The 16,754-nt window shown below is 66.0% G+C and carries 17 protein-coding genes; 7 read left to right on the forward strand and 10 right to left on the reverse strand.

Going from position 1 to position 16,754, the window contains the following annotated elements; genetic code table 11:
• Together ACM9LZ_RS17075 and ACM9LZ_RS17080 are read right to left on the reverse strand one after the other, a co-directional pair.
• Positions 1-198 (reverse strand): electron transfer flavoprotein subunit beta/FixA family protein (locus tag ACM9LZ_RS17075; protein ID WP_416620708.1); only part of this gene is annotated, 198 nt, incomplete at its 3' end.
• Between the two features lie 224 nt (positions 199-422).
• Positions 423-767, reverse strand: coding sequence for a hypothetical protein (locus ACM9LZ_RS17080; protein WP_416620709.1), 345 nt, complete (start codon positions 765-767; stop codon positions 423-425).
• 118 nt (positions 768-885) lie between these two features.
• Here ACM9LZ_RS17080 and ACM9LZ_RS17085 point away from each other — a divergent pair, with 118 nt between their 5' ends.
• On the forward strand, positions 886-1,911 hold the full coding sequence (locus tag ACM9LZ_RS17085; RefSeq protein WP_416620710.1) for an SPOR domain-containing protein: 1,026 nt from the start codon (positions 886-888) through the stop codon (positions 1,909-1,911).
• Here ACM9LZ_RS17085 and ACM9LZ_RS17090 read toward each other — a convergent pair.
• The gene (locus ACM9LZ_RS17090; RefSeq protein WP_416620711.1) at positions 1,895-3,100 is read right to left on the reverse strand and encodes an O-antigen ligase family protein; all 1,206 of its coding nucleotides are present in this window, start codon (positions 3,098-3,100) and stop codon (positions 1,895-1,897) included. The two genes, ACM9LZ_RS17085 and ACM9LZ_RS17090, sit on opposite strands and share 17 nt — an antisense overlap.
• A 173-nt stretch (positions 3,101-3,273) precedes the next feature.
• Between ACM9LZ_RS17090 and ygfZ the strand changes: the two genes are divergently transcribed.
• The 3 genes from ygfZ to ACM9LZ_RS17105 all read left to right on the forward strand — a co-directional run bounded on the left by ygfZ (position 3,274) and on the right by ACM9LZ_RS17105 (position 7,728).
• Positions 3,274-4,152 carry a CAF17-like 4Fe-4S cluster assembly/insertion protein YgfZ gene (ygfZ, locus tag ACM9LZ_RS17095; RefSeq protein ID WP_416620712.1) on the forward strand — a complete coding sequence of 293 codons (879 nt, stop codon included), beginning with the start codon at positions 3,274-3,276 and terminating at the stop codon, positions 4,150-4,152.
• Between the two features lie 63 nt (positions 4,153-4,215).
• The gene (locus ACM9LZ_RS17100) at positions 4,216-6,894 is read left to right on the forward strand and encodes a HAMP domain-containing protein (RefSeq protein ID WP_416620713.1); all 2,679 of its coding nucleotides are present in this window, start codon (positions 4,216-4,218) and stop codon (positions 6,892-6,894) included.
• Between the two features lie 306 nt (positions 6,895-7,200).
• Positions 7,201-7,728: a PRC-barrel domain-containing protein gene (locus tag ACM9LZ_RS17105; protein ID WP_416620714.1), complete on the forward strand. Its 528-nt coding sequence runs from the start codon at positions 7,201-7,203 to the stop codon at positions 7,726-7,728.
• A gap of 145 nt (positions 7,729-7,873) precedes the next feature.
• Here ACM9LZ_RS17105 and ACM9LZ_RS17110 read toward each other — a convergent pair whose 3' ends face one another.
• Positions 7,874-8,920, reverse strand: coding sequence for an aspartate-semialdehyde dehydrogenase (locus ACM9LZ_RS17110; RefSeq protein ID WP_416620715.1), 1,047 nt, complete (start codon positions 8,918-8,920; stop codon positions 7,874-7,876).
• Positions 8,921-9,276: 356 nt separating this feature from the next.
• Here ACM9LZ_RS17110 and ACM9LZ_RS17115 point away from each other — a divergent pair, with 356 nt between their 5' ends.
• Complete coding sequence (locus ACM9LZ_RS17115) at positions 9,277-9,636, forward strand: hypothetical protein (protein ID WP_416620716.1); 360 nt, start codon at positions 9,277-9,279, stop codon at positions 9,634-9,636.
• A gap of 58 nt (positions 9,637-9,694) precedes the next feature.
• Here the strand turns inward: ACM9LZ_RS17115 and metF are convergent, their stop codons facing one another.
• Together metF and ACM9LZ_RS17125 are read right to left on the reverse strand one after the other, a co-directional pair.
• The gene (gene metF / locus ACM9LZ_RS17120; protein WP_416620717.1) at positions 9,695-10,621 is read right to left on the reverse strand and encodes a methylenetetrahydrofolate reductase; all 927 of its coding nucleotides are present in this window, start codon (positions 10,619-10,621) and stop codon (positions 9,695-9,697) included.
• Between the two features lie 16 nt (positions 10,622-10,637).
• Positions 10,638-11,603 (reverse strand): ArsR/SmtB family transcription factor, encoded by a 966-nt coding sequence (locus ACM9LZ_RS17125; protein ID WP_416620718.1) that lies wholly within the window; start codon positions 11,601-11,603, stop codon positions 10,638-10,640.
• A gap of 280 nt (positions 11,604-11,883) precedes the next feature.
• Between ACM9LZ_RS17125 and ACM9LZ_RS17130 the strand changes: the two genes are divergently transcribed.
• Together ACM9LZ_RS17130 and ACM9LZ_RS17135 are read left to right on the forward strand one after the other, a co-directional pair.
• Complete coding sequence (locus ACM9LZ_RS17130; RefSeq protein WP_416620719.1) at positions 11,884-12,546, forward strand: MlaC/ttg2D family ABC transporter substrate-binding protein; 663 nt, start codon at positions 11,884-11,886, stop codon at positions 12,544-12,546.
• A 106-nt stretch (positions 12,547-12,652) separates the two neighbouring features.
• Positions 12,653-13,465 (forward strand): hypothetical protein, encoded by an 813-nt coding sequence (locus ACM9LZ_RS17135; RefSeq protein WP_416620720.1) that lies wholly within the window; start codon positions 12,653-12,655, stop codon positions 13,463-13,465.
• Here the strand turns inward: ACM9LZ_RS17135 and ACM9LZ_RS17140 are convergent.
• From ACM9LZ_RS17140 to ACM9LZ_RS17155, 4 genes are all read right to left on the reverse strand, one after another.
• On the reverse strand, positions 13,437-14,195 hold the full coding sequence (locus ACM9LZ_RS17140) for a substrate-binding periplasmic protein (RefSeq protein WP_416620721.1): 759 nt from the start codon (positions 14,193-14,195) through the stop codon (positions 13,437-13,439). The genes ACM9LZ_RS17135 and ACM9LZ_RS17140 overlap by 29 nt on opposite strands.
• Positions 14,196-14,315: 120 nt before the next feature.
• Entirely contained in the window at positions 14,316-15,131 is an 816-nt protein-coding gene (locus tag ACM9LZ_RS17145; protein ID WP_416620722.1) for a CheR family methyltransferase, read from the reverse strand.
• Positions 15,128-16,348 carry a protein-glutamate methylesterase/protein-glutamine glutaminase gene (locus ACM9LZ_RS17150; RefSeq protein WP_416620723.1) on the reverse strand — a complete coding sequence of 407 codons (1,221 nt, stop codon included), beginning with the start codon at positions 16,346-16,348 and terminating at the stop codon, positions 15,128-15,130. The genes ACM9LZ_RS17145 and ACM9LZ_RS17150 overlap by 4 nt, the downstream gene beginning before the upstream one ends.
• Before the next feature lie 21 nt (positions 16,349-16,369).
• Positions 16,370-16,735 carry a response regulator gene (locus ACM9LZ_RS17155; RefSeq protein ID WP_416620724.1) on the reverse strand — a complete coding sequence of 122 codons (366 nt, stop codon included), beginning with the start codon at positions 16,733-16,735 and terminating at the stop codon, positions 16,370-16,372.
• Between the last annotated feature and the right edge of the window lie 19 nt (positions 16,736-16,754).

Consider the following 16,754-nt stretch of genomic DNA (forward strand, 5'->3'; position numbering starts at 1 on the left):
CGCAGGACCAATCGAAACAACCACGATCTCAGAGGCCTTCCCAGCCTCCTTCAAACGAACCGCAGCCTCAACCGCAATCTCGTCAAACGGGTTCATCGACATCTTGACATTCGACAGCTCAACACCGCTGCTGTCGGGCTTCACGCGGATCTTGACGTTGTAGTCAACGACACGCTTAACGGCGACAAGGAGTTTCATCTGAGGGCGCTCTTGTTAGGGCTTCCAGGGAACAAAACTGGCTCGGCCAGGATAGGCGACAAGGTGGACGGGACAAAGCCGGTCGTAAAGGCCCGTTCTGATCAAAATGATTGATCAAATCCGTCAAGAACGGCAGCGCGCCCAACGCGCCGGCCACATCCTGGAAACCAGCCCCCCTTGACCGCCAGCACCATGAAATCCTCGCTTCCCGCCGCCGCCAAGGGTCAATGATCCGAACCCTGCAAAATCTGCCGGCGCATGCCGGTCTCATAATCCAGCCCTTCCCGCGTCAGCACGACGGACATCGGAAAATTACCCCGGATCAGCCCCTTGCGTTCCAGCACGGCCCAGGGTGCCGGGTTGCGCAGGCCCGTGGCATCCTGGGCATAGACCAGCCAGGGCCCCAGATGGAAATGATTGCCATGCGCCGTGAAGGGCAGTTCCAGCACCTCCACCGCGCCATCCCCGATGGGACGGCAGATATCCTCGAACTCGGCAAGAGCCTGGAACAAGGTCAGGGTCTTCAACTGCAAGGGGTTCAGGTTCAGCGGGTTCTTCCTGGCGGCCATCGCCAAATCTCCAGTGCATCGACAAGGTTGCTGGTTTGAAGCCCGTTTATCCGGCATCGTCAAGCGGCCCCATGTCCGCTATGAAGAAGCCCTGCCCTGTGACCGGATGATGACCCGCATGCTGCCCCGCGCCCGCACGTCCCTTGCCGCCCTGGTTCTGCCGCTGCCCTTGCTGCTGGCCGCCCCCGCGCTGGCCGACATCCAGGCCGGGCGCATCGCCTTTTCCAATGGCGACTACGCCACGGCCTTCCGGGAATTCAACGCGGCGGCGGAAGCGGGCGACAGTTCGGGCCAGTATCTGGCCGGCGAGATGCTGGTCCAGGGACGCGGAGTCGCCAAGGACGCACGCCGCGGCCTGGATCTGCTGGAACAGGCCGCGCGCGGCGGACATGTCGGGGCGCAGAGCATGGCAGGCGCGCTCTACGCCTTTGGTCAGGACCTGCCGGCAAACCATGCCAAGGCTTTGGAATTCCTGCGACCGGCCGCCATGGCCGGCGACATGCACGCCCAGAACAACCTGGCGGCCCTGACCTTCTTCGGTCTGGGGACGCAGAAGGACGTCGTGGAGGCACTGACCTGGGCCAAACGCGCCGCCGCCAAGCGGCTGGTGGCTGCCATCCGCCTGGAAAAGGATATCGAGGCGCAAGCCACGCCGGACCAGATCAGGGAAGCGACGCTCCGGTCACGGGCACCGCTGCCGGCGATGGGCGCACCAGCCGCCACCTTGGCCGCCGGGACCGCTGCGCCGCCGCCGCCTTCAGCGGGACCATCCGTCCCCGTGCAGCGGCCGGCGGCCGAACCGGTGCCCCCGCCGGCATCACCCACGCCGCCGCCTGTGACGTCCGGGGTGGCGCCGCCCGCCCCTGCACCCGGATCCGCCGGCGACCTCGGCGACGGCTGGGTCATCCAGGTCGGCTCCCTGCCCAGCCGGGCGGAGGCCGAGCAGCATTGGCGGCGTCTTGCATTGCGCCAGGCACCGCTGCTGGGCGATAGGCAGCCCGCCCTGATCCAGGCCGACCTGGGCGCCCGCGGCATCTATACCCGTGTTTTCCTGACCGGCTTTGCCGACCGGGCCGCTGCGGTCGCCCTGTGCGAGCGCCTGAAGGCGGCCGGCACGGATTGTCTGGTCAAGAAGGGCCCCTGACCCGCCCCGCCAGGGCCAGCACAGCGCCCGCGAACAGCATGCCGCACAGGATCCAGGCCTGCCAGGCACCATAGGCGAAGCTTTGCATCAGGATGGACGCGCCGAACAGCGCCACGGCCATGGCCCGGATGGAAGGGTCCAGCCGGGTCAGCCGGCGCAGCACGACAAGCAGCAGGAACCCCGCCGCCAGCGCGCCGATCCAGCCCAGCTCCAGCCGGATCTGCAGGAACAGGCTGTGCGGATGGATCGGCAGGACGGGCCAGTTCAAGGTGCCGGGGAAAATACCTTCCCCACCGGGAATGACACGGGAGGCTTCCAGTCCCCACCCGCGCCAGGGATGTGCGTCCAGGTTCTCCGCCACGAAGTTCCAGGTCATCATCCGGTGACGGGAACTGGCCGGCAGCCATTCCGCCTGTGGCAGGCCGGCCCGCGTCATCCACTGGGCGGCCTGTCCACAGAATGCCAGGCCCAGCACGATGCCCGTCGCCACCAGACCGGCCGCCAGCCGCACTGACCAGTAGCCCAAAGCCAGCAACAGCAGCAGGGCCAGCAGGAAGGCAACGGCCGATTCGCTGGTGCTGAACATGGTCAGCACCAGCGCCCCCGCCAACGCCAGAACCGCCGGCACACGTTGGCCCAGCCGCCACATCAGCAACGATACCGGTCCCGCCAGCAGGGCCAGCAGCACGGCCGCCCGATTGATATCGCGTTCCAGGTTGAGGTCGGTCTTGCCCGGTGAGGCCAGGTGCTGGATCGGCTGGTCCCCGATCAGTTCCAGCGTGAACAGGATCGCCCCGAATACGGCCGCCGGCAGCAGCCAGCGTGCAGCCTGCCGCGCCCGATCGGGAGCCAGCCGGCCCAGGGCCGTCAAAAAGAACAGACCCGGCACGAAGACATAGAGAAAGGCGGCCCAGGATTCCAGGGCCCGGCCCATGGCCCCCGTCCAGGACAGGCCAAGCCCCGTCCAGGCAATGAAAAGGCCCAGGCCGGTCAGGATCAACGGATCGGGAAGCGGCAGGCGCCGTTCCCGCCACAGGCAGGCCATGAGCGCGAAGACCGAAAGAGCGACCATGCCCGGCGCCATGCCAAGCGGCGCCAGGGGCACGACCGCTGCCAGCAGCGGGATACCCAGACCAATTATAAAGACGATGACGGGAGCACCAGCGTGCCCCCCCTTGTCCGCATGCATCGCTGCCGCCCTTGGATCAGACAGATCAGCGCCCCTGTATCTTCTCATTTAACGGCTAACCAGGGCAGAACCAAGCGCGATTTCGCACAAGCCCCACGTGCCCCCTATGCGCCCCGCCGGTACCGCTTATATTTAAGCAGCCCTGTACCGAACCATTTCCGGATCGAACCACCATGATGTCCGCACCGCTGATCCCCCTGCCCGACCGGGCCATCATCGCCATCGGCGGGCCGGACCGTGTCGCCTTCCTGCAGGGACTGATCAGCAACGATGTGACCCGAGCCGGCCAGGACCGGGCGATATGGGCCGCGCTGCTGACGGCACAGGGCAAGTATCTGCATGATTTCATTCTGTTCGCCGACAATGACCGCCTGCTGCTGGATGTGGAGGCGTCCCGGCGGGAGGATTTGCTGCGACGCCTGCGGATGTACAAGCTGCGGTCCAAGGTCGAGCTGACCGACCTGTCGGACGAGTACCGGGTGTTGGCGGATCCCGGCCCTGCCGATGCGCCGGCGGGACAGGTCATCCCCGTCGCCGGCGGCTGGAGCCTGGTCGACCCGCGCCATGCCGGGCTGGGGCGGCGGCTGGTCCTGCGGGCCGATGCGACCCCCGCGGCGACCGGCGCCTTCGCCACCTGGGACCGCGCCCGGCTGCTGCTGGGCATTCCCGACGGCACGCGCGACCTGGTGGTGGAGAAATCCATCCTGCTGGACAATGGCTTCGACGAACTGCACGCCATCGCCTGGGACAAGGGCTGTTATGTCGGCCAGGAACTGACGGCGCGCACCAAATATCGCGGACTGGTGAAGAAACGGCTGTTGCCGGTGGCCGTCGACGGCCCGCTGCCCGAACCCGGCACGCCCGTCACGGCCGATGGGACGGAGGTGGGGGAAATCCGCAGCGGCTGCGGGGATCGGGCCCTGGCCCTGATTCGGCTGGAGGCGCTGACGATGGGCCGGGCGCTGGCCTGTGGCGGGGTCCGGCTGCGGCCCCAGCCCCCCGCCTGGCTGCCTCTACCCCCGTCGGAAGGCGATACGCCAAGGAATGAGTGAACTGAACACAATAATTGGTTAGTCTCTCCGCCCATCGACGCAAGATCAGGGTTGGGAGGCATCATGGAGCGGGGCGTGGGAGCGCGGCTGTCGTCGCTGCGGAGCCTGAGCACCGCCATCGCGCTGGGCGCCACCATCCTGGTTGGCGCCCTGGCGGCCGGCACGACCTTCCAGATGGCGCAATATCAGGTGCAGGCCGGCAACCTCGAGGTGCCGGGCGACACGCTGGCCAAGACCCGGCTGCTGATCGATTTCCAGCAGCGCATGGGCCATGACGGTTTCCTGTCGGCCCTGGCGCAATTTGCCGAAACCGGCAATGCCGAGGCACGGGCCGAGATGCGGGCCAGCCTGGACGCCGCCGACCAGTCCCTGCGCGGTCTGCAGGGCAAGCGGCTGACACCGGCCGAACTGGAACTGGCCGCCGATCTCAAGCGCCTGCTGGACAGCGCGCGCCGGGCCCTGGAATCGGCCAATGGCGGGCCCACGGCGCTGGGCCAGACCACACCCGTCATCCTCCTCACCCGCTATGCCGCCCTGGCCGACCGGATCGACCAGCGGTCGCGCACGCAGCAGGCCGTGGAACTGGCCCGGCTGGAGGAGGTGGCGACCCGCGGGCTGTGGCTGGGCGGCGCCGCCGTACTGGCCCTGGTCGTCACGCTGTTCGCCTTCCTGACATTGCTGGGCACGCGGGTGCTGCGTCCCCTGTCGGAACTGGGGCGCGGGGTGGATGCCGTGGCCCGCGGCGACTGGCGCGCCCCCCTGTGGGGGACCGAGCGCCCGGACGAGTTCGGCGGCCTGGCCCGCAGCATCGACGCCTTTCGCAAGCAGGCGGCGGAAATTCCCGACATTTCCGTAGCCACGGAGGATGGGCGCCTGCGCCTGAAATTCGAAGGCGACTATGCCGACCTGTTCGAGGCGCTGACGGCCCGGCTGCGCGGGGCCGGCGGCACGCTGGCCGTGCTGGGCAACGATGTCGGCCGCATCGTGGGCGACACGAAGCAGCAATTGCACGAGACACTGGGCCAGGTGAACCAGCTCTGCGCGGCCGCGGTGCGCACGGTGACGGAAAGCAACCGGGAGATCCGTCAGGCGACGGAAATGCTGGGCCATGCCGTGGCCCAGGTCCGTGCCTTCGACGCCAGCGGGGATCATAACGGTCTGGATGCCGTGGTCGATGCGCTGCGACAGCATGCCGACATGCTGGCCGATACGCTGTCACGGACGGAGACCAAGGTCAGCGACACGCTGGGCAGCCTGTCGGAAAGCGACAGCGATATCCGCCATGCCAGCGTGGAGGCGCGCGACGCCGCCAAGGCGCTGTCGGCCACCATGACGGAGGCACAGCAAAGCCTGCTGTCGGCCGTGAAGATCCTGCGGGCCTCCGGCGACATGCTGGCCGGTACCGTGGACCAGACCGGCAGCCGCATGACACGCGCCGCCGACGCCATGGAAGATGGGGAAAAGGCGCTGTTCGCCGCCCTGGGTGGCGCCACCAGCCGCCTGGACGAGGCGACGGAGAAGGCCGCGGCCCGGCTGGAGGATGCCGGCCATCAGGTATCGCGTGCCGCAGACCAGTTGGACGACCGCGCCGCGGAAATCGCCTACAAGCTGGAAGCCGCGCTGGACAGCATGAACCATGCCCAGCACGCCATGCAGCAATCAGCGGAAATCGCGGAGGACATGACGCGCGGCAAGCTGGAACCACTGGCCGAGCAGTTCCACGACATCCAGGCCCGCTTCAGCAGCCTGATGGCCGATGTGTCGGACCGCGCCGACAGCATGGCCGACGCCGTGGACGGGCTGCGTCTGACCAGCGACGGGCTGCGGCAGGAGTTCGAGCGCCGGCGCGTGGAGCCCGGCCAGCATGAAGCCATCGCCGACCTGCTGACCCGCATGCGCGGCAGCGCCACCCAGATCGCCGACCGGGTGAAGGAGATCGGGGAGACGGCGGGCCGGCTGGCACAAAGCCTGACGGGCGGTGTGGACGACGCCACCGCCCGTCTGCGCGACCTGACCGGCGACCTGCGGCAGGAAACCAAGGCCCTGTCGTCGGAGGCGCATATCGCCACGACCACCCTGTCGCGCACCGTCGGACAGCAGGAACGGCTGCTGGCCGACATGAAGTCGGTGGCGGCCGAACTGGATGCCGTGCGCGACAAGGACCATACCCCGCAGGGACTGATCGACCTGACGGCCGGGCTGCGCGCCGCCATCGACGCCGTTCACGCCCTGGTCGCCAGCGCCGACAACCGGGAGAAGATGGCCGTCGATCAGGCGGTTGGGCTGGTGGACAAGCTTCAGCAGCGCATCCAGAACATCGAAGGCATGGCCGGCGGATTGTCGGCAGCGACGGCGGCCTTGCACGCGCTGGCCGCATCCGACAATGCCGGACGGGAACGAGAGAATGCGGAGCTTCTGACCATCGCGGAGGCATTGAAGGCCCGCCTGGACGGCATCGACCGGCTGGGTGACCGGCTGGACAGCACGACCGACAGCGTGCGCGGCGTGCTGGAGGAAACCCGCAACCGGGAACGGACCGACCTGTCCATCGTATCGGAACTGACCCAGAACCTGCGCGAGCGGGTTCTGCGGCTGGACGGGCTGTCGGTCGACCTGTCGCGCGCCATCGACCTGCTGCGTTCCGCCAGCCGCCAGAACGAGACCGCCAGCGCCAACGCCGCCCGCGATCTGGGCACCCGGCTGGCCCAGATCGCCGATCAGTTGCGCGGGGCCGCCGGATGACGGCGCCGGCGTTTGAGGTGCCGAAAACCTTGACCATCGGTCACGGTTTCCGGCCGCGGGTATAATAGCCAAGGGGCATGGACAATGACCCTTGATATCCGTGCCGACCGGCGCGGCGGCGGCACGTGCCGCCGAAGCCTTCGATCTCGAGGAGGCGAGATCAAAGGCACAGGGCATAAATCCGGCACCCTGCGCGGGTAATGTCACAAATCCAGATGGAAACTTTCCTGGACCGGCCGTGTTGACTGGGCATGGGTGTGGCGCTGATGCCAAGCCCTCCTGCCAACCAACGGAAGGAAACACACCATGCGCACTCGACTGATTGGTGCCGCCGCCGCGGCCGCCCTCCTGTGCAGCGCCGGTGCGATGGCCCAGACCGTGCCGCCCGGTTCCACCGAGCCCGTTCCGCCCGTTCCGGGCACCACCGTTCCGGGTGCGATCGACCAGAACAGGGCCCAGGACCCGTCGGTCATGGACACCCGGCCGCAGGGTGCCCCCGAGGTCGTAGCCCCCACCGCGCCGCGGCTTGACCGCACCTCCGCCGAAACCCTTCTGGGCCGGACCGCCGTGGGTGCCGACGGCAAGAAGCTGGGCGAGGTGGAGGATGTGATCCTGAACGCCAGCAGTGGCGATGCCGAAAGGCTGATCATCACCTCCGGCGGCTTCCTGGGCATGGGCAAGAAGGCCATCGCCGTGGACATCGCCGATGCCGAATTCCTGGGCGGTGACAAGGAAGTCCAGGTCCGCAACCTGACCTCTGCCCAGGTGGAGCAGATGGCCGAGTACAAGTACGACCAGGACACGCTGTCCCTGACCCGTACCGACCGGCGCTAACCCAAGTCCCCTCAGCCGCTCCGACGTCCCTGCAAACTACCCCCGGCCTTCAACAGGTCCGGGGGTTTCTTTTGCGTGCCTGTCCGGCACCCCGCTCCGCGCCCCGGCACCAGGGGAACCTGCGCAAGCCAGAGCGTGCGTCCGGTCAGCCGACAAGGCGCTGAAGAATCTGGACGGCATTCAGCGCCGCACCCTTCAGCAACTGGTCGCCGGCCAGGAACAGGGCGATGGACCGGCCGGACGGGTCGCCCACATCGCGGCGGATGCGGCCGACCAGCACGTCGCCCTGCCCCGAGGCCTCGTTGGGCATGGGGAAGTGGTTGCCGTCCCTGTCATCGACCAGCCGGACACCGGGTGCCGATGACAGGATGGACCGCACCGCGTCGGGCTCCACCACCTCATCGAACTCCACGCTGATCGCCATGGAATGCGCGCGCAGCACAGGCACCCGCACGCAGGTGATGCCGATATGCAGGTCGGGCCGGCGCAGAATCTTGCGCGTCTCCTCGACCACCTTCTCCTCCTCCCCGTTATAGCCCGTGGCAGGGTTGATGGCTGCATCGTGGGAGAAAAGGTTGAAAGCATAGGGGTGCTTCAGCACACGGGGCGCATAGGCATCACCGGCAAGATGGGCGGCCGTCGCGGCGCGCAGCTCCTCCATCGCCGCGGCCCCGGCACCGCTGGCGGCCTGATAGGTGGCGATGGTCAACCGGCGGATGCGGTGGCGGGCGTCCAGAGCCGCCAGGGGCACGGTCGCGATGATGGCGACACAATTGGGATTGGCGATGATGCCCGGCCGCGCCGGGATCACATCCGGGTTCACCTCCGGCACCACCAGCGGAATATCGCCATCCATGCGAAAGGCGGAGGAATTGTCGATCACCACGGCACCGGCCGCCACGGCCCTGGGCGCATAGTCGCGCGAAATGCCGCTGCCTGCGGAAAACAGGGCATAATCGATACCCTGGAAACTGTCATCACCCAACGCCTCCACCATCAGGCTGCCACCGGCGAACGGCACGACCTGTCCGGCCGACCGCGGGGATGCCAGCAGGCGCACCCGGCACAGGTTCAGGCCCGCCTGTTCCAGGCAATGGCGGATTTCCACCCCCACGGCGCCGGTGGCACCGACCACGGCAACGGAAACGGGCCGGGCGGCAGCTTCGGGGCGGGGGGCGTTGTGGACATTCATGGAACCGATCCTCTGGCTTGATGCCGGGATGGGGCCTGATCCACCTGGAGCCGCCCCAACCGTTCCCGGCGGGGCATCTGGCTTTATGTCGACCGCGTCAGACCGCGCGCACGCCAAAAAGCCCGCCCCGCAGGGTGGTCTTTTTAGTGCTGGTCGTGGTCACGATCAGGATCGACATGGCGCCGACCTTAACCCGGACCAACCCCGTCTTGTAAAGACCGGGCCGCCATCGCCCCGTGCATCCGCGCACTGCCCGCGCCGCATGACGGGGCGCGGCATGGCTGTCTATTGCGTATTTCCGCTGGCGGTGGGACTATGGGGGACGCATATATGTACCCGAAAGGTGCGGATAGAAGATGTCCGTTGAATTGAAGGACCCCAAAACGCTGGAAGCGATTGGGATACTGGCCAATGCCCTTGACGACGTGACAGGACCGGAACGGCTGGAATGCCTGATGGCTGCCAACGCCCTGCGTCAGGTCGTTGAATCACAGTCCGAGAATGCGCTCAGCTTCGCCCAGCAGGCCTTTGAATCGCTGGATAGCGATGTGCGCCGGCGGGTGGAGAACGATGCCACCACCACGGCCATCAAGGTGGTGGAGCAGGCCAGACGCCGCCCCAACCCGCGCATGGTCCGCAGCGGCAAGCCCAAGGGCGGCAACAGCTTCCTGGACGCGCTGAATGGCGGCCAGATGAAAACGGAGCGCAAGTGGTGATCTGAACCGGTGACGGCCGTGAAGGTGGGGCGTGCCCCCCTTCACGGCACCCATGGGTTCAGGCCCGCACGCCCAGCATGTGGCAGATGGCCACCGTCAGGTCGGCGCGGTTCATCGTATAGAAATGGAACTGCTTCACGCCATGCCGCTCCAGATAGCGGCATTGCTCGATCGCCACGGTGGCGGCGACCAGATGCCGGGTTTCCGGTGCCGCGTCCAGTCCATTGAACAGGTCCAGCATCCAGGCCGGCATCGCCGTGTTGCACTTGGCGCCCATTTCCGCCGCCTTCTGGAAATTCAGGATGGGCAGGATGCCGGGTACCATGGGCACATGGATGCCAGCCGCGGCCGCCTTGTCGCGGAAACGCAGGAAAGCCTCGGCATCGAAGAAGAACTGGCTGATGGCCCGGTTGGCGCCTGCATCCACTTTCCGCTTCAGATTGTCCAGATCAACCTGCGCACTGGGCGCCTCAGGGTGGACCTCGGGGAAGCAGGCGACGGAGATGTCGAAGTCCGCGATGCGCTTCAACCCTGCCACAAGATCCGCCGCATACGCATAGCCGCAGGGATGCGGTTCATAACCCCGGCCACCCAGGCCGCCCGTGCCATCCGCGCGCGGCGGCGGGTCACCCCGCAGCGCCACGATGTGCCGGATGCCGGCATCCCAGTAACTGTGCGCGATCTCGTCGATATCCTCCTTCGTGGCGGCCACGCAGGTCAGGTGGGCGGCGGCGGGGATGCCGGTTTCGGCCTGGATGGCCGTGACGGTCGCGTGCGTGCGTTCCCGCGTCGATCCGCCGGCACCATAGGTGACCGACATGAAGGCCGGCTTCAAAGGCGCCAGCCGGCGAATGGCGGTCCACAGATTCTCATGCATCTTCTCCGTCTTGGGCGGGAAGAATTCGAAACTGACGGTCAGGTCGCCGGGCGCCGTGATCAGGGGGGCCGGCCCGCCAGCCGCATCCATCAGGTCGTTCAGGGTCATGGAAGCCACACTCGCTTTACGGGGTCGGGGACGGCCGCAGCCGCGTTGAAGAGGTGTCGGCACGGATGGCGCGCCAGATGCAGACGGTCAGGGGATCACCCGGCAGCACACGGACGGGATCGGGATTCATGCCGGCCCGCCGCAGCCAATTGCCCATCTCTGCATCGGTGAAGCCCAGACGGCGATGGGCATGCTGCTCGCGCAGATATTCCAGCTCGTGCCGGGCGAAATCGACCACCAGCATGATGCCGCCCGGGCGCAGCACACGCGCCGCCTCCGCCAGCGCGTCCGCCGGCTCCTCCGCATAATGCAGCACCTGGTGGAAAATGACGGCATCCTGGCTCTGCCCCGGCAGGGCAAGCTGGTACATCTCGCCCAGGCGCACCTGACAATGGCGCAGGCCCGCCTGCTCCAGACTGACGCGCGCCACGGCCAGCATCTCGCGCGACGCATCGATGCCCAGGCCATGGGCAATGCGGGGGCCGAAAAGCTCCAGCATGCGGCCCGTGCCGGTACCCACATCCAGCAGATCGGCGATCCCTTCCTGCGGCAGGAGCGACAGCAAAGCCGCCTCGACCTCCCGCTCCGGCACATGCAGGCCGCGAATTTCGTGCCAACGGGCGGCATTCTCACTGAAATAGCGGTCCGCCGCCTCGCGCCGGCCCTGCTTGATCAGGTCCAGCCGCTCCAGGTCCAGGGCCAGCCCGGCATCGTCAGAGGGGATGGCATCCACCAGGGTGCGGGCCAGTTCCGCCACCGCCCCGCGCTCGGCCAGGCGGTAATAGGCCCAGATCCCCTCCCGGAACCGCTCCAGCAATCCGGCCTCGCACAGCAGCTTCAGGTGACGCGAAACACGCGGCTGGCTTTGCCCCAGAATCTGGGTAAGCTCCGTCACCGTCAGTTCCCCATGCGCGCACAGCGATAACAGCCGGAGCCTTGTCGGCTCGGCCGCTGCCTTCAGCGCATTCAACAGGAATTCCATGGACCAGACGTCCTTTCACGGTGTCGGATCAAGATATAAAGATATCTTTATGCGATGTAAACACCCGACATCCGTCGGGGGCCGCCCCGCGTTGATCGCGGTTCCCAACGTCGCCCCTGCCGCGTTATCGAACGGGTGATGCCCAATATCGGTCGCAATTGCCGCTTATCCATTGAGTGGACAAATGGTTGACTGCCATGGACGGAACATCGTGACGCGCGTCACTGCCGGCGGCCTGGGGCCGACCGCAGGATGGCGCAGGAAACCAGAGGATCAAGACGTGAAGAACCCGATCTCCCATCGCCGTTCGCCGCTGACCGGCGCCGCAATGCTGGTTCTGGCCGGCTTTGCCGTGATCGCCGGTCCGACCCTGGCCCCGGCCAGCGCGCAGGCACAGAACGCCAAGGCCCCGCAGGCCGCCGCCGGTTTCGTGCAGTCGCTGGGCGACAAGGCCATTGCCACGCTGGCCGACCCCAAGGTCAATGACGAGCAGGCCAAGACCGTCTTCCGCGAATTGCTGAACGAGAATTTTGATATCAACACGATCAGCCGCTTCGTGCTGGGCCGGTACTGGAACGTCGCCAACGACGCCCAGAAGAAGGAATACCAGACCCTGTTCGAGCAGATGATCGTCGAGGTCTATGCCGAGCGGTTCAGCCAGTATGCGGGCGAGAGCTTCAAGGTTGGCGGCGCCCAGGCCGCAGGTGCCAACGATGCCGTGGTCATGTCGCAGGTGCTGCGGCCCAATGGCCCGCCCGTGAACGTCTCCTGGCGCGTTCGCAACCGTGACGGCAATTTCAAGATCATCGATGTGATCGTGGAGAATGTCAGCATGAGCGTGACGCAGCGATCGGAATTCGCCAGCGTCATTGAAAGCAATGGCGGCCGATTCGATGCCTTGCTGGCGGCCCTGCGTCAACGCATCCAGACAGCCGCCAATTAAGGACGGCTGCTGCAACCTATCCGGTTTCGCGCCAACATGGCAGCATGCTATGTGACGGGTCCGCCGCGCTCTACCGCGGCGGACCTTTTTTCTGCTGCGGGTCCCTATGCTGCGCGAAATCCTGATCAGCCTGCGCACCAGATGCGCACCGGCCTTCGCCGCCCTGGGCTACCGCTATGCCGCCGTGGCCTGTGTTGGTCGGGCGCAACGCTGTGCCGCCGCCTGGGCCCCACATCAGGAAAATACCAAGCGGCGTCTGCTGGCCGCCATGGCGGAGGCACCGGCAGGCAGCAACACGGCTGTCATCCTGGGGTCAGGCCCCTGCCTGGACCTGCCCATGGCCGAACTGCTGGCCCGTTTTTCCCGCGTTCTGCTGGTCGATGTGGCCCATCCGCCCGACGCCCGGCACCTGGCGCGACGCCATGCCGGTATTGAACTGGTGGAGATGGACCTGACAGGCACAGCCCTGTCGCTGGCGGACCGGGCTGCCGCACAGGTGCCGACACCCAATTGCAATGCCTTCGTGGATGAGCCGGGTCTGGGTCTGGTCGTGTCCGCCAACCTCATCTCCCAGTTGCCCCTGGTTCCACTGCGTCACGCCCAACGCCGATGGCCCGACGCCGACCTGGGCGGATTTGCCCGGTCCATCGTCATGGCCCATCTGGATCATCTGGCCCGTTTCACCTGCCCCACCTTGCTGGTGGGGGACATGCAACGGCGCATCGTCGATCCCGATGGCAAGGTGACGGAATGGGAAGACCCACTATTCGGCGCCAATCTGCCGGCAGGCGAAGCGGAATGGGAATGGACCGTGGCACCGGTGGGCGAATTGTCGGGCGGCTGGTCCATCGTGAACCGCGTGCGTGCCGTACGGATGGACCGCCGCCTGCCTACTGCGTCGGGCTATGGCGGGCCATGATGGTGGCATAGGTGCCATTGGCCTGGATGCGGCGCAGGCCTTCGTTGAACCGCGCCGCCAGCGCCGCGTCGCGAAAGCCCGCCCGGTAAGGGGTGGGCGGAAAAATTCGGTACTCCTCCACGGGCAGGTGCAGCCGGGTGTCACTGCCACTGCCGGCCAGCACCCGCGCGATGTGATAGTGCAGCACCCGCGTTTCAGCGACCACCACATCATAGCGGCCGAACAGCAGCCCATGGGCCTGCAATGCCTGTGTCGGCTCCTCCCGGTAATCGGGTGCCGCCGCCACGGCCGCAGCAAATTCGGGGCCCAGCACCTTGCTGGCCCGCTGGAAGGCCAGAACCCGCCAATGGCGCAGGTCATCGGGCCGTTCCAGATGGATGTCACGCCCCGCCAGTGTCATCGCCACGTTCTGATAGGTGATATAGCTGTCGGTCAAAGTGATATCAGCCGGCCCATCCCCCACAACCGGGGCAAACCCCGCCACGACCGCACCGTTGGCAGCCACGACCAGCCGGGCGTTGGACCCGACATAGGGTTCCATCGTCATATTCGCAGCCTTGAATATCGCCTCCAGCAACTCATACTCGATACCGGCCAGACGCCCATCGGCAACCCTGTAGACCAGGGGTGCGGCCTCACGCAGGCCGAATGTGACCTTCTCCGCCGCCCCGACAGGCGGAACGGCCAGCAAAAGCAGGCAACAAAGGAAGACGAAAAGGCGCGACGGCATGCGGGGGTCCTGTCTCAAACCCTGACAGCCTACAGCCTGCACGCATGGCGCAGAAGACCCTGACAGGGTCCATTCGGCTATTGTCATCCGAGACCGGTTACAGCCGCCCTGCCGCCACCATCACTTGGCAGCCAGGGTGTAAAGGCCGCGCTGGCCTTCCATCGGCTTGAATTTCTCCGTGATGCCCAGCACGGTCTCGGCCCCGCCCAGGTACAAGATGCCATCCGGCGGCAACAGCTTGGCCATGGCCTCCAGCACTTTGGACTTGGTCGGCTGATCGAAATAGATCAGAACGTTACGGCAGAAGATCACATCGAACTGGCCCAGCGGTGTCAGGTCGGACAAGAGATTATATTCCCGATACTGCACCTTGCCGCGGATATCATCGTTCAATTGCCATTTGTCGCCCATCTGCTTGAAATATTTCACCAGATGGGTGATGGGCAGGCCACGCTGCACCTCGAACTGGGTGTAAAGGCCGGCGCGGGCCTTGTTCACCATCTCACTCGACAGGTCGGTGCCCAGGATCTCGATCCGCCAGCCGGCCAGTCTGGCCCCTTCCTCCTGCAACAGCATGGCCAGGGAATAGGCCTCCTGCCCGGAAGAACAGGCCGCAGACCAGACGCGAATCTGCTTCTTCGCAGCCCGGTTAGCCAGAAGATGCGGCAGGACCACCTGCTTGAACTGGTCGAACGGCTTCTGGTCACGAAAGAAGGAGGATTCGTTGGTGGTCATCGCCTCCGTGATGTCACGGAGCAATGCCTCGTCACGCTTGCTGCGGACCGCGACCGCCAGTTCGTCCAGGCTCTTCAGGGTCCATTTGCGGGCCACCGGCATCAGCCGGCTTTCCAGCAGATAGGCCTTGTCGGAGGTCAAGACCAGACCCGACCGCTGCCTCAGCAGGGTGCAGAACATATCGAAGTCTTCGACCTTCATGCTGCCTGCCTCAATGCGATCTTACGAATGTAAGGCCCGATTTCCTTCAATGGCAAGACGGCACTGCACAATCCCGCCGTCGCCACCGCCCCCGGCATGCCCCACACGACGGAACTGGGCTCGTCCTGCCCAAGAATGGCGCCGCCAGCCTGCACCACCGCCTCCGACCCGCGCTGCCCGTCATGGCCCATGCCGGTCAGAATGGTGACCAGCACCCGCTTGCCATAGGCGCGGACGATACTGCGCAGCATCGGGTCCACGGAAGGGCGACAGAAATTCTCCGGCGGGTCCTTGGTCAGGGTCAGGTAATTCACACCGTTCTTCTGCACGACCAGCATGTGGAAATCACCCGGCGCCACATAGGCACGGCCACCCACGATGGGTTCCCCCTCCTTCGCCTCCGCACACTGCACGCCGCACTGGCGGGTGATATGTTCGGCCAGGATGGTGGTGAAGGTTGCCGGCATATGCTGGGTGATCAGGATCGGCTGCCGGATTCCATCCTTCAGGTGGCTCAACACTTCGAACAAGGCTTGCGGCCCACCCGTGGAACTGCCGATGGCCAACACATCCGGCCGGAAATCCGGCACGGGCCGCAGGCTGATCGGCCCCGTTTCCGGCTTCAACCGGACAGGTGGGGACAGCGTGAAACCTGTGGTCGGCGGCGCGGTGCCCACAGGCGTCACCGGCCGCACGATGCCGGGGGCAGCGGGCGTACCGGCGGCCGGCGTGGGCGCCCCCTTCCGCGGATCGGCCTTGCGCGCGGCAAGCGCCAGCGCCTTGACCTTCCCCGTCAATTCCCGCTTGAAATCATCAGCACTGGTCAATTCCCGTGTCGATGATGGCTTGGGGATATAATCCGCCGCTCCGGCCTTCAGCGCACGAAGGCTGATATCGGCGTTTTTGGCCGTCAGCGTGGATGCCATGACGATCTTGACATGCGGATCGACAGCCAGCAGATGCGGCAGGGCCGACAGCCCGTCCAGTACCGGCATTTCGATATCCAGCACGATCACGTCGATCATCTGGCGTTGCAAGGTATTGATCGCCATCTGGCCATTGGCCACGGACGCGACGACCTTGATCTCCGGATCACCTTCCAGCGAGCGCGTGAGGAGGCCGCGGATGACGGCACTGTCATCCACCACCATCACCCTATAGGGCTCTGTGCCGGTCGGCGTCGCCTGGGTCACCGGTCGTCCGGGAAGCTCGTTCATTGCCTGCAATCCCGGGCGGCCTTAAAGAAGGCCGACCTGTTGGAACTTCGTCTGGATGATGTCGCTGTCGAACGGCTTCATGATGTACTCGTTCGCACCCGCCGACAGCGCTTCCTGGATATGGGCCAGATCATTCTCCGTTGTGCAGAAGACAACCTTGGGCGCCTGGCCGCCCGTCATCTTGCGAAGCCGGCGAAGGAATTCTATGCCGGTCATCACCGGCATGTTCCAGTCCAGCAGGATGGCGTCCGGCATGCTGCGCGCGCAATAATCCATGGCCTGCTTGCCATCCTCGGCCTCATCACAGGCAAAGCCGAGTTCTTCCAGGATCTTGCGCGCTACCTTGCGGACAACGCGGCTGTCATCGACGACCAGACACGACTTCATCAATGGACCTCGATTGCCG

Origin of the sequence: Niveispirillum fermenti, from assembly GCF_048066175.1 — a bacterium.
GTDB classification, from domain to species: Bacteria; Pseudomonadota; Alphaproteobacteria; order Azospirillales; family Azospirillaceae; genus Niveispirillum; species Niveispirillum fermenti.

What these genes read in the sequence shown, in the direction of transcription:
- ACM9LZ_RS17150 (WP_416620723.1), bottom strand. Translation starts at nt 16,348, where the DNA reads ATGAACGAGCTTCCCGGACGACCGGTGACCCAGGCGACGCCGACCGGC.
- ACM9LZ_RS17125 (WP_416620718.1), bottom strand. Translation starts at nt 11,603, where the DNA reads ATGGAATTCCTGTTGAATGCGCTGAAGGCAGCGGCCGAGCCGACAAGG.
- ACM9LZ_RS17155 (WP_416620724.1), bottom strand. Translation starts at nt 16,735, where the DNA reads ATGAAGTCGTGTCTGGTCGTCGATGACAGCCGCGTTGTCCGCAAGGTA.
- ACM9LZ_RS17090 (WP_416620711.1), bottom strand. Translation starts at nt 3,100, where the DNA reads ATGCATGCGGACAAGGGGGGGCACGCTGGTGCTCCCGTCATCGTCTTT.
- ACM9LZ_RS17105 (WP_416620714.1), top strand. Translation starts at nt 7,201, where the DNA reads ATGCGCACTCGACTGATTGGTGCCGCCGCCGCGGCCGCCCTCCTGTGC.
- ACM9LZ_RS17110 (WP_416620715.1), bottom strand. Translation starts at nt 8,920, where the DNA reads ATGAATGTCCACAACGCCCCCCGCCCCGAAGCTGCCGCCCGGCCCGTT.
- metF (WP_416620717.1), bottom strand. Translation starts at nt 10,621, where the DNA reads ATGACCCTGAACGACCTGATGGATGCGGCTGGCGGGCCGGCCCCCCTG.
- ACM9LZ_RS17080 (WP_416620709.1), bottom strand. Translation starts at nt 767, where the DNA reads ATGGCCGCCAGGAAGAACCCGCTGAACCTGAACCCCTTGCAGTTGAAG.
- ACM9LZ_RS17145 (WP_416620722.1), bottom strand. Translation starts at nt 15,131, where the DNA reads ATGAAGGTCGAAGACTTCGATATGTTCTGCACCCTGCTGAGGCAGCGG.
- ygfZ (WP_416620712.1), top strand. Translation starts at nt 3,274, where the DNA reads ATGATGTCCGCACCGCTGATCCCCCTGCCCGACCGGGCCATCATCGCC.
- ACM9LZ_RS17135 (WP_416620720.1), top strand. Translation starts at nt 12,653, where the DNA reads ATGCTGCGCGAAATCCTGATCAGCCTGCGCACCAGATGCGCACCGGCC.
- ACM9LZ_RS17115 (WP_416620716.1), top strand. Translation starts at nt 9,277, where the DNA reads ATGTCCGTTGAATTGAAGGACCCCAAAACGCTGGAAGCGATTGGGATA.
- ACM9LZ_RS17085 (WP_416620710.1), top strand. Translation starts at nt 886, where the DNA reads ATGCTGCCCCGCGCCCGCACGTCCCTTGCCGCCCTGGTTCTGCCGCTG.
- ACM9LZ_RS17100 (WP_416620713.1), top strand. Translation starts at nt 4,216, where the DNA reads ATGGAGCGGGGCGTGGGAGCGCGGCTGTCGTCGCTGCGGAGCCTGAGC.
- ACM9LZ_RS17140 (WP_416620721.1), bottom strand. Translation starts at nt 14,195, where the DNA reads ATGCCGTCGCGCCTTTTCGTCTTCCTTTGTTGCCTGCTTTTGCTGGCC.